Source organism: Aliamphritea ceti, assembly GCF_024347215.1.
GTDB lineage: Bacteria > Pseudomonadota > Gammaproteobacteria > Pseudomonadales > Balneatricaceae > Amphritea > Amphritea ceti.
This window is the reverse complement of sequence record NZ_AP025282.1, coordinates 3,188,561-3,199,833: the sequence shown is the minus strand read 5'-3', so window position 1 is coordinate 3,199,833 and position 11,273 is coordinate 3,188,561. Positions and strand designations below refer to the sequence as shown.

At 43.2% G+C, this 11,273-nt stretch carries 11 protein-coding genes; 6 read left to right on the top strand and 5 right to left on the bottom strand.

Annotated elements, in window-relative coordinates; translation table 11 throughout:
* Window positions 1–133: 133 nt before the first annotated feature.
* Both OCU49_RS14655 and OCU49_RS14650 read left to right on the top strand, forming a co-directional pair.
* Window positions 134–478, top strand: a complete 345-nt coding sequence (locus tag OCU49_RS14655) for a mannan-binding lectin (protein ID WP_261841308.1) — start codon at window positions 134–136, stop codon at window positions 476–478.
* A 180-nt stretch (window positions 479–658) separates the two neighbouring features.
* Entirely contained in the window at window positions 659–1,102 is a 444-nt protein-coding gene (locus OCU49_RS14650) for a pseudoazurin (protein ID WP_261841307.1), read from the top strand.
* 43 nt (window positions 1,103–1,145) lie between these two features.
* Here the strand turns inward: OCU49_RS14650 and OCU49_RS14645 are convergent, their stop codons facing one another.
* The 3 genes from OCU49_RS14645 to OCU49_RS14635 all read right to left on the bottom strand — a co-directional run bounded on the left by OCU49_RS14645 (window position 1,146) and on the right by OCU49_RS14635 (window position 5,175).
* Window positions 1,146–2,744: a sensor domain-containing diguanylate cyclase gene (locus OCU49_RS14645; protein WP_261841306.1), complete on the bottom strand. Its 1,599-nt coding sequence runs from the start codon at window positions 2,742–2,744 to the stop codon at window positions 1,146–1,148.
* Between the two features lie 831 nt (window positions 2,745–3,575).
* Window positions 3,576–4,580: a GGDEF domain-containing protein gene (locus tag OCU49_RS14640; protein WP_261841305.1), complete on the bottom strand. Its 1,005-nt coding sequence runs from the start codon at window positions 4,578–4,580 to the stop codon at window positions 3,576–3,578.
* Between the two features lie 337 nt (window positions 4,581–4,917).
* On the bottom strand, window positions 4,918–5,175 hold the full coding sequence (locus tag OCU49_RS14635; protein ID WP_261841304.1) for a CV_2116 domain-containing protein: 258 nt from the start codon (window positions 5,173–5,175) through the stop codon (window positions 4,918–4,920).
* A 310-nt stretch (window positions 5,176–5,485) separates the two neighbouring features.
* Between OCU49_RS14635 and OCU49_RS14630 the strand changes: the two genes are divergently transcribed.
* The 3 genes from OCU49_RS14630 to OCU49_RS14620 all read left to right on the top strand — a co-directional run bounded on the left by OCU49_RS14630 (window position 5,486) and on the right by OCU49_RS14620 (window position 8,225).
* Entirely contained in the window at window positions 5,486–5,809 is a 324-nt protein-coding gene (locus OCU49_RS14630) for a hypothetical protein (RefSeq protein WP_261841303.1), read from the top strand.
* Window positions 5,810–6,154: 345 nt separating this feature from the next.
* Window positions 6,155–7,462: a Na+/H+ antiporter NhaC family protein gene (locus OCU49_RS14625; RefSeq protein WP_261841302.1), complete on the top strand. Its 1,308-nt coding sequence runs from the start codon at window positions 6,155–6,157 to the stop codon at window positions 7,460–7,462.
* 172 nt (window positions 7,463–7,634) lie between these two features.
* Window positions 7,635–8,225, top strand: a complete 591-nt coding sequence (locus OCU49_RS14620; RefSeq protein WP_261841301.1) for a hypothetical protein — start codon at window positions 7,635–7,637, stop codon at window positions 8,223–8,225.
* A 98-nt stretch (window positions 8,226–8,323) separates the two neighbouring features.
* Here OCU49_RS14620 and trpB read toward each other — a convergent pair whose 3' ends face one another.
* Both trpB and OCU49_RS14610 read right to left on the bottom strand, forming a co-directional pair.
* The gene (gene trpB, locus OCU49_RS14615; protein WP_261841300.1) at window positions 8,324–9,526 is read right to left on the bottom strand and encodes a tryptophan synthase subunit beta; all 1,203 of its coding nucleotides are present in this window, start codon (window positions 9,524–9,526) and stop codon (window positions 8,324–8,326) included.
* A gap of 223 nt (window positions 9,527–9,749) precedes the next feature.
* Window positions 9,750–9,998 carry a hypothetical protein gene (locus OCU49_RS14610; RefSeq protein ID WP_261841299.1) on the bottom strand — a complete coding sequence of 83 codons (249 nt, stop codon included), beginning with the start codon at window positions 9,996–9,998 and terminating at the stop codon, window positions 9,750–9,752.
* A gap of 113 nt (window positions 9,999–10,111) precedes the next feature.
* Here OCU49_RS14610 and pdxB point away from each other — a divergent pair, with 113 nt between their 5' ends.
* Window positions 10,112–11,272: a 4-phosphoerythronate dehydrogenase PdxB gene (pdxB, locus tag OCU49_RS14605; protein WP_261841298.1), complete on the top strand. Its 1,161-nt coding sequence runs from the start codon at window positions 10,112–10,114 to the stop codon at window positions 11,270–11,272.
* Window position 11,273 lies beyond the last annotated feature (1 nt).

The following is an 11,273-nucleotide window of genomic DNA, read 5'->3' as shown; positions in this document are numbered from 1 at the left end:
ATTTTTCCAGGCGGAATATCACTATTCGGTGAGTATCTGCATCTTGTATACGTTAGTTAGATATAAGTCATTTGATACCAGGCTGACCCTCATTGCTCGGGAAAGATCCAGCCAGTGTGAACAGGGAATCGTTATGTCGAGCTACAAAGTCTATCTGCCGGCAGGTCCTATCTGGAATCAGGCTGACGCTGAAAAGAAAGCACCAATGATTGCTGCTGCCCATCAGGGTGTCTGGACCGGACACTGGTCAACTGTTGTTGCTGATAAGATGAGTGTTATAGAGGTTGAGCTTAGCACTGATCAGAAAGGTCAGAATGAGCTGGTAACATCAGTATTGGCCGGACCGCTTTGGAGCGATGATGAAGCGCAAGAGATCGGACCTGTGCTTGCAGCCTCATATGGCGCTGAATTCACCGGGCGCTGGGAATCAATTGTGCAGGGTGAAATGAGTGTCATCGAGATAAAATACGTTTTCTGACGTTTCTTTTATCAGTTTGAATAATAGAACGGTTGCTATCTGGCAGCCGTTTTTTATGTCTGAAAATTAGTATTTTTCATATCACGTAAATGATAATGATTATTAAGTGCTTTTGTCTGTTGTGTGACGTACATTAACAATCAGATACTTCATATAGCAATTCGGATAAAGGAGATGAATATGAATCTGAAGGTTCTGTTGGGTGTTGCGTTGACATGTATGGTTACAGGTATTTCTGCTGAGGAAATCATCATAGAAATGAAAAATGTGGGTGCAGAAGGAGCGATGGTATTCGAACCAGCCGTGGTTAAAGCTGAAGTTGGAGATACAGTTACTTTTGTGCCTACAGATATGGGACATAATTCTGAACTGGTAGCAGGGCTGGCTCCTCAGGGGGCTGACAGTTGGAAAGGTGAATTAGGTCAGCCAGTTTCTGTGACCCTGAAAAAAGAGGGTGTATATGTGTATCAGTGTTTGCCGCATACCATTATGGCAATGGTCGGAGTATTAGTCGCAGGTCAGCCGACTAATCTTGATGTGATCATGAAGGACTCAGCACCGCTTAAAGCAAAGTTTGTTATGAACAAAGAGCGCCTGGATAATTATTTGCAGCAGTCTAAGTAGATCTTGTTTGCTCTATAGGTGGGGGCAGAAGGTTTACCGGAGTTTATTGACTGGACTTACGGCTACTGACCAGCGGTTGTTGTTGCTGGCTAATCCGGTAAGTCCCTCTGCCAGCAACTTTTGCTTCATACATAGCCATGTCGGCAGCTCGGATCATGTCTTCGGTTTTATAGAGGGTATCTGACGACAGGCAGATACCGATACTGGCATTAATGTTCAGAGTCTCTCCTTTTATATCGAACGGGCCAGACAAGGCATCAATGATTCTGTGAGCGGTTTCCTGGCTTCGGCTGGCCTGGTTATCATCTTTCATCAGGACTATGAATTCGTCGCCTCCAACCCGTGCCACTAGGTCCTCTTCCCTTATTGTATGGCGCATGCGTTTACCAACGAGGGCGAGCAGTTCATCGCCTATCTGATGTCCCAGAGTGTCGTTAATAATTTTAAAATGATCGAGATCGATAAACATCAGAGCATAGCGCTGAGATTGATGGTTTTGCATTAGCTCGTTTATCTGCAGGTTAAGTAATAAGCGGTTTGGTAACCCGGTAACACTGTCGTGGTTGACCTGATGTATGAGCTTTTCCTGAGCATTCAGACGCTCCAGTACACTGCCAATGATGCCACTCAGTGTCCCTAATATATCCATCAACCGGTGTGGATCTGTGTCCGCAGCTGTTGAAGCTGCGTTAAGCACTGCGATGACCCGGTTTTCACTGCGTACTGGAATACTCCATGCGCAATTCATTCCTCGTTCACTCAGGCATTGATGCTCAGGATGAGGAGAGTTGCCCAGATCTGAAAAGTACATAGGTTCCTGAGAGTTCATCACTAATTGCAAACCAGTGCCTTCGGCAGGAATACACAGGCAATTCATTATTTCGTTACCGGCTAATACTGTGATTTCGAAACTGTCTTGTTCCGGGCAGTAAGCTGCATAACTGATGCGTCGTGAAGGCATCATTATTTGCAATGTACGGGTGGTGATTTCCAGCGTTTCAGTAACTGATGAAACTGTTGATAGCTGTTGGGCCAGTCGATTTAAGTTTTCCAGCTGTGTAGCATAAAAACGATAATGACTGACTGCCTTCTGACGATCTTCAAGCAATCTCTGGCGTTCAATATTCGCTGATACCAGTTGGGCAATTAATTCCAGTAATTGTAAAGATACCCGGCTAAAACCGCTGTCATTGCGATGGCCTGAATTGATAGCACCAATCGCCTGATTGTGAATGATGAGTGGTGCATTGATGATGCAACGTATCCCTTCGTGATAGAGAATTTTGCCATCAATCACCGAAGTGGTTGCTTTCACTTTGTTAAGTTGCCCTTTAACCTGTTTTACGGCTCTGCCGGTGAAGGTGTTTTCCAGAGGCAATGATTTTCCCTGAGGCAAGGCTCCGTGTTGGCCATGGAGAGAAAATATGTCTAGCTGCTGCGTTTCATTGTTGAGCAGGGTTACGCTTGTTCGGTCGTTAGGAATCAGGTCGATAAGGCTTCGGGAAAGAATTGAATATATCTGCTGTTCAGACCGGGCGGTAATGATAGCGCTGATAAATCGGGCTAACGCAATGCTTACCTCAGGAGATAAGGCGAAAGGTTGTTCCGAAATTGCTGTCTGCTGATCTGACACAAATGACATAGTATTTCAGAGTTGCCGATGACGGTAATTGATAACCAGTATAGTCTTGTAACCCATAAATGTCGTACTTGTCTGAAAAGTCTGATTTGTAATGAGTGAAACATGTGTTTTATTTAAGTGCTTGAATTGATGAGAGTTTGGCTTGATTAGTTAAATCTGAAAGGAATAGGGAGGCGTCGTAAAGCGGTTAAAACAAAAAGCTACCCGTCTGAAAGGTGGGTCGTGGGAGTTCAGACAGATAGCTTTTTGTATAGATAAGTATAGGTCGAATGTGCCGGTTCGCTATTTTCTGTTTCATTTATGTGTAGAGATAGATGAATAGTATTACTTTTCAACAGTTTAGCGTTAATAGATTTTCCTTAAACAGGGATCAGAAAATGCCTGGTGAAGTAGCCATGAAAAAAGGTATTAGTTTTTGGGTAAACAGGCTTGAAAGGCGGGTACCGGATGCTTCTAACATGGCGTATCGACATATTGACTAATATTGCTAGGCCGATGTCCTTATTTTACAGATGTACTGAAAATCAGAAGCGCCATCCCGTCACAGCATCCTTTGGTACCCGATAAAAGTATAGCCAATTATAGCTTTAGTGATTTATTTAATGTTAAGCGTGAATCATGATTGAAAATATTTGAATGTCTCTATTTCTGTTTAGTTGCGTATAAAGAGGTCGGTTTTGTGTGAGAAAATGCTAGATAAATTATACAAATTTATTAAATTATGTAGCGAAATAATAAGTAAGCTAACTCGTTTTATGTTTCAGTTATTTTTATTTACAAGCAAGCTTGCTCTTTAAAATTAATACAGGATGAGTAAGGTACTTGAGTAATTTATTGAGAAATTACTACCTGATCTCTACCGTTTTGCTTTGCTTTATAGAGGGCCGCATCGGCTCTTTTTAACCATTCAACAGCTGTTTCAGCCTTTAGCTGTTGTGCGACTCCCATTGATACCGTTGCTGTTATACCTGATGGAAGTGTACTGGCGGCGACGAGCTTACGTAGGTTTTCAGAGACGGTAAATGCTTCAGGAAGATTGACGTCAGGTAGCAGAATGACAAACTCTTCGCCGCCATATCTGAATAAAGAATCAGAAGCGCGAATATTTAAGCTAAAAATTTTTGCTATATGTATTAAAACTTCATCACCAATGACATGTCCATGTTCATCGTTAATTTTTTTGAAATTGTCTAAGTCGAACATGATTAGCGATATATTAAAAAAAATTCTGCGCTGACTCATTACTATGTTGGCAAGCTCTTGTGTAAGAGATCTGCGATTTCTGACTCCAGTTAATGAATCTATAGTAACAAGTTTGGTTAATTGTTTTTCAATTTTTGCATACGAATTAAATGTAATATATAAAATTAAATTCATTAAAATACAAGGGACAAGTATTGATGCAAATACAATACTCTCTAGTGAAGAGTACAATATGAAAGATAAAGTAACTGCTGAAGATAAGCTTATTAAAACTGCATGTATGGGTTTTAACAAATAGTAAACAACAATTACAGCAGGGAAATACCAAAAAATAGATGATATACCTTTGAGGTAGACGACTGCCATGCAGGCAATCATGAGAAAAGCTGACATGGTTAATCTTGTACTGAGGATGCTACCCTTCATATAGTTGAATCTGAAAAACAGAACCATGATCAGGAACACAAGCGAGTCGATGACTGCCATAGACCAGTCTTCGTTTATAATCCGGTAGATGATAAAGGGGGGGAGATATAAGATGCCTAACGCACTGCAAGAGAGCATAACGACTTCTTGTTCGGAGCGTTTTTTAAATTCTGTTCTGATTTTATGTATGAAACTTACAGCATCCATTTTTTATACTCTGTACCAGCGTGAGGTATAAAACAGTATTATTTTCACGATAATCAGAACAAAAAAGAAGCGTTAAATCAAACTGTATACATTGTGTATAATAAAAAACAGGTTGTGCATTAATCTATGCTTAATGGTTTTGATGATCTATCGATTTATTAGCGATAAATATGATAACAGTCAGTTTAAAGTAGTATAAATTACTCACTTTTTTGCTTAGCATTCTGTTGATTTAAAAACGGTAAATTTTTACTGTAGGTATCAAAATTATTGTCGGTAACTATTTAACTGGTTTTCGACCTGTTTTTATAAAGCTTCTTACTGACGATATATAGGCTTAAATGACGGAAAATAGACTGTTAGTGTTTTGACCAGGAATCTTGCCATCAATAACTCTGAGAGCGTAGAAGATACTATGTGCTTCAGCTTCTTCTCTGCTGTCACATGTGTTTTTGCTTTTATAATATTGCTGTTTAGATACCGTATCAGTTTTCATGTTACGCATAATTAATACTCTTACGCTCCATTTCCCGTTGTCTGTAATTTCTTCCGGGGCTGCAAATATCAGGAAACCTTTATGCTGTGCTTTAATCATTGGCAGATCCTTGTTTTGTTGTAAAACTTGCCACAAGAGAAAAGATAGCTGAGCTTCATAGAGACGTTACTTCGAATTACCTATTTTGGGTAGTGAGGAAGTCGGAGATTTTTTTCGCTTTAGTCAGCCAACCCTGCGGGCTTCTCAAAGTAAGAGTTTTTAGGAACGTTAGATTTGATCTGATTATTTAACGTTAAACTTCCTGCTTGGTTGGATGAAGAGGTAAACAATCTAGAGACCTGGTGCTTGTGGACTGTGGCCCTAATGCTGGCTGTGTTATAAAGAGTCTTTCTACCTGTATATGGATATTATGAAAATGAATTATGGATTGATTCTTCTCCTCTTATTAGCCACATCCATCTCGGCGAGTGCCGGTATTCGTTTACCGAATGGCGATATCGCTGACGAAGGTGATGACATCAGCAAAGTTTATGATGCATGGGGCTATCCTGATATGACTGTGTCTTCTGAGAAAACCTGCGGAAGGGTAATAAAGAAAAAGCAAACATATTGCTCTAAGCGACGAAGTATCTGGAAGCGAAACGGTATGTACGAGATGATTCAGCACGACGGCAATATGATAATAAAGACCCGTTCAACTCGTTCTGAGCGTAAGCTTAAGAAAGCTTTTTAATGTATCCGGAGTATGTGACGGATTGCCTGCTCAGGAAACTACTGCGTTTTTAGGCGGGTAATCTGTCGTTGTGAGAGCGGGGTGAAATCTAAAGGTCTCTGGTGAGTTAAGTGCGTATTAATGGAGAATCCGGTCAGGTATTGATCAGTGATTAAATGTGCTGATGGATATAACCCAAAAGTCAGGTTTTATAATCTTTTAATTCTAAAAAGAAATAAAAAATCTTTTCTTTATATCTTCTTGAGAGTATCTTTTCCGTCACTTCAAGTGCCGTTGTCAGAGATCCTGATAGCTGTGCTGAGTTAGCTGTTACCCACAGATTTCTCGTTTTCAGGAACACTATTCATGCATACTTCCAATCCTTTGGCGCTGCTTCCGTTAGCGCTGTTTCTTACGCTGTTCATTGGCAGCGGGATTTATTATCAGGCACAAGGCGTAGACTTTGCGTTCTATCAGATTTCGGCGCCAGTGGCGATTATCCCGGCAATCGTGTTGTCGCTATGTTTCTCGCCAGGGTCACTGAATAACCGTCTGGAATCTTTTATTAAGGGCATCGGTGATTCGACCATAATTACCATGGTACTGGTGTTTTTACTGGCAGGTGCTTTTGCTTCAGTGGTTAAAGCTGTTGGTGGTGTGGATGCGACGGTTAGCCTTGGGCTGAGTATTATGCCTGAATGGCTGTTATTGCCGGGTATATTCATTATTGCTGCTTTCATTGCTACGTCGATGGGAACCTCTATGGGAACCATTGCTGCAGTAGCTCCCGTAGCAGTTGGGCTGTCTGAATCCAGTGACTTGCCATTGTTGCTGACCACTGGTGCTGTCGTAGGTGGAGCTATGTTTGGCGATAACCTGTCGATTATTTCGGATACTACTATTGCTGCGACACGAACCCAGGGGTGTGAGATGCGGGATAAATTCCGCCTGAATCTGATGATTGCAATGCCTGCTGCTTTTATAGCTATTTTGTTACTGGCGTACCAGAGTAATCCCGGCGAAGTGCTGCCGCATGACTATGAGCTTATAAAAGTACTGCCTTATTTAACGGTGCTGGTACTGGCTGTTATGGGCGTTAATGTCATGCTTGTTCTGTTAACTGGTATTTTGCTGGCGGGCGGTGTTGGTTTTATAACAATGCCAGATTACAGTGTCGCGCAGCTATCCGGACAAATATATGATGGTTATACAGGCATGCAGGAAATCATGATTCTGTCGATGCTGATTGGTGGGCTGGGAGCTTTGATTAAACAGCAGGGTGGCCTGAATTATATTGCAGATAAAATTGAAGCGCTGACCCATAAAGAAGGGCGGGAAGATGGCCGCAGGGTTGGTGAGTTTAGTATTGCTGCTAGTGTAGCGGCTATTAACCTGTGTACGGCTAACAATACAGTGTCTATTGTTATTGCCGGCTCTTTAGCGAGGGATATCGCAAACCGCTATGGTGTGAATGCCAAGCGGGCAGCCAGTCTGATGGATATTTTTTCCTGTGTTGTACAGGGAATGATTCCCTGGGGAGCTCAGATTCTGCTGGCATCATCTATAGCGAAGGTTTCGCCACTGGAGTTAGTAACTTCTGTACAGTATTGCTGGTTTTTGGGGCTGGCGGCGGTGATTTCTGTGATCATAGCTAAACCAGGATATGCCCGGTAAAACATCACAAAAATAGATTTAAGCAGTACACAAACGTGACGGTGTGGGTTTTCTGATGAATTCGCGCCGTTTTTGAATATTTTTGTCTGAAAAAACGGTTTCATTTTTGGATTCTGGAATAGTAGATGTGTATCATTCTCTGGTTCCGAAAATACAGAGTTAACGGATGATTATGTTCAAAAGAGTTCTCTTGTTGGTAGCCGCTGTTGGGGTGTCTGGTTGCCAGTTACAGTCTCTGATAAAACCTGAAAATACATCTCAGGAAGAGTCTTCAGATACATCGGCAAAAGCATCACAGGTAACGGTTGAAACTACACCGGGTAATGTTGCACCTCAAAAACCTGTTGTCGCGTCAGTGAAGAAACCCGAAGTTTCATCACTTAAGGAAGAGGATCCACTGAAGGCAGAGCAAAGTAATGCAATTCTTGCTGGCAGACTGGCGGTGATTAATGCCCGCCTTCATGAAGTTTGCCCTGTATCTGATTATGAAAAAGGTGAACTTAAGCAATGGTCAAATACACAGGATCAGTTGTACCTGGGTAATCAGGGATCACCTTTTAAGAGTTACTACGAACATGGTAAGGGAATTGCGATAACCTATACTACTGATCATCTTAAAGATGTTTTAGCTGTCACCAGTAAAGATTCTGGTGTGAGCTTTACTGAAAATTGCAAAATTATGGTTGCTCAGGTCATCAAGAAAAATGCCCATTTGCGAGCGCTTAGTCAGACGGAAACAGAACCGCCAACTTTCAGTTTCTGATTTACTCTTGCATCACAGCTATTAAAAAAGAGAAAGAACCGCTGATATATTATTAGCCGGTATCTTTCTCTTTTTTGTTTTAAGGTGCAAATCCTGGTTTATAGCCCCAGTTTGTCTGCTACATAATCAGCATCTTTGTCGCCCCTGCCGGAAAGATTAACCAGAATGGTCTGATTCTGATCCAGCTGTGGTGCCATCCGCATGGCCCAGGCAACAGCGTGAGCACTTTCCAGTGCGGGAATAATGCCTTCTACCCGGGACAGCGTCATAAAAGCGTTCAGGCATTCTTCATCAGTTACTGATTCATACTGTACCCGTTCGATATCTTTCAGGTAGCAATGTTGCGGTCCGACACCGGGGTAATCGAGCCCGGAAGCAATTGAGTGAACCGGTAAAGGCTGGCCTTCTTCGTCCTGTAGCACGTAACATTTAAAGCCATGTATTTCGCCGGGTGAACCCAGTGTCAGGGTTGCAGAATGGTCCGGGGTGTTAAGTCCTTTGCCGGCGGGTTCTACGCCAACAATACGCACATCATCATCGTTTAGAAATGCAGTGAACAAGCCCATTGCGTTTGAACCGCCGCCGACACAGGCGGTTATATAATCAGGATTCTTTTCAAATCTGTTCTGAAATTGCTGACGAGCTTCCCGGCCAATAATGCTCTGAAAATCCCGCACCATTTTCGGAAAGGGATGGGGGCCGACCACTGAGCCTATGGCATATATTGAGTTAACAGGATCCTTAAGGTATTCCTCGAATGCGCTATCGACAGCATCCTTTAACGTTGCTGTGCCACGGGTAACCGGTATCAGGTTACAACCCAGAATTTTCATCTTGGTAACGTTAGGATGTTCTTTTTCTATATCCACCTGACCCATATGTATTTCACAGGGGATACCTACCAGTGCGCAGGCGGTTGCCAGAGCTACTCCGTGCTGGCCGGCACCTGTTTCTGCAATGACTTTGGTTTTGCCCATGAATTTTGCCAGCAGAGCTTCACCCAGGCAGTGATTAATTTTATGGGCTCCGGTGTGATTGAGGTCTTCACGCTTGAGGAATATTTGCGCACCGCCCAGTTGATCGCTTAAACGTTTAGCGTGATAAACCGGGCTGGGACGGCCAACGTAATCCTGAAATAACTGCATCAGTTCATTTTGAAATGTTTCAGTATGGCGGATTTCTTCATAGGCATGATTAATCTCATCCATAATTGCTTTCAGTCCAGGGGGGATAATCTGCCCACCGTATTCTCCAAAGAAACCTTCGGCATCTGGCATTGGCGCAAAATTGAACTGACTCATGGGTACTTCTCCTGGTTCTTGCATGGACCGATTTTGCAGAGCTTTGAATGTCCGCGATCAGTCACTTTGTTATATGCATAGCAAAAGAAGAACTATAGGGATTAAGCGCAGAAGAGACTGTTCGCCATTAGTCTAAGAAGGCTGTTCTGGAATGGTACTAAAAGCTGAGAGAGAAATAAGAGAAGGAGTGTAGAGAAGAAGTGAAGAAAGGAGGCTGGAAAGATTAACCGAAATCCAGTTCGATCTGTTGTTCTTTAGCGACGGTTTTTTTGAAGCCCAGCAGTTTCTTTTCGCGGCCAATTTCACGCAGCCTGTGGCGGGCTTCGTGGTAACAGTGATATACCGTGTGATTAAAGGCATTATCCTGATGCAAAGAGTTACCCCAAGATTCGCTAAGCACCCAGTCGCCTACCAAGTCCTGGTAGAGTCGGACGATAAAAAAGTCCTGTTGTTTGCGCCAGCGAATGATCAAGAGTGCTTCCTAAATAAAATGACTGCATATTTTACTGCAATCTTGTGTGGCCGGGAATTATAATCATGCTTGAGACGCTTAACCAGCCGTAATTTCAGTATCTGGAGCCCTATTTGAATAACCTGCCGTTACATATTGTCGCTGATGAAAACATTCCAGCCGTTGAAAGCCTTTTTGGCAGCTTTGGCAGCATTCGCCGTTTACCGGGACGTCACCTGAAAAGAGAAGATGTTGCTGATGCAGATGTTCTTCTGGTGCGATCAATCTCGCAGGTTAATGCCGGTTTACTGGCAGGCAGTAGCGTTCGCTTTGTCGGTACCGCGACCATTGGCACTGATCATATTGATCAGGCTTATTTACAAGAGCAGGACATCAGTTTCTCCAGTGCGCCAGGCTGTAATGCAGACGCTGTGGTGGAGTATGTTATCAGCTGTTTGTATATGCTGGCCGCAGAACAGAACTTTGAATTACTCGGAAAAACCGTTGGTATTGTTGGGGTTGGTAATGTCGGCGGCCGGTTACAGCGGCGCTTGTCAGGCATGGGGTTAAATGTACTGATTAATGATCCTCCCAGGGCGGAACGGGAGACGGATTCGAACGAGCAATTTACAGCGTTGGAGCAGTTACTGAGCGAAGCCGATATTGTCTGTTGTCATACCCCGCTAACGACGACAGGAAGCCATCCGAGTAAACATTTGCTCAATCAGGACAACCTTGATTCCCTCAAACAGGGAGCTATTTTGCTGAACGCAGGACGTGGTCCGGTAATTAATAATCAGGATTTGCTCAACTGGCACCGGCAGCGTGAAGACGTCACACTGATTTTGGATGTCTGGGAGCATGAGCCGGCCGTAGATGCTGAGTTGGCGGCTCGGGTTCGCATAGGTACGCCGCACATAGCCGGGTATAGCCTGGAAGGTAAAGTGCGGGGGACTTTCATGTTGTATGAGGCATTTTGTCAGGCACAGGATATTTTGCCTGAACTGACACTGGATGACTGTTTGCCAGCGGCTGAGTTGACGGACCTGACATTGAATAAGACAGTAGATGTAAGACAAGCAATTGATGCTGTATATCATCCGGCAGCTGATGATCGGCGCTTTCGTAATTCTTTACTGGATACCGTGCAGCAACCTGTTAATTTTGACCGTTTGCGTAAAGAGTATCCGGTACGCCGCGAATTTTCTTCGCTGACACTTCATGGAGTTGATTCGGACAGCGTTGATGGCAGGCTGTTACTGTCGCTGGGTTTTAAACTTGGCGGGCAGATTTAAA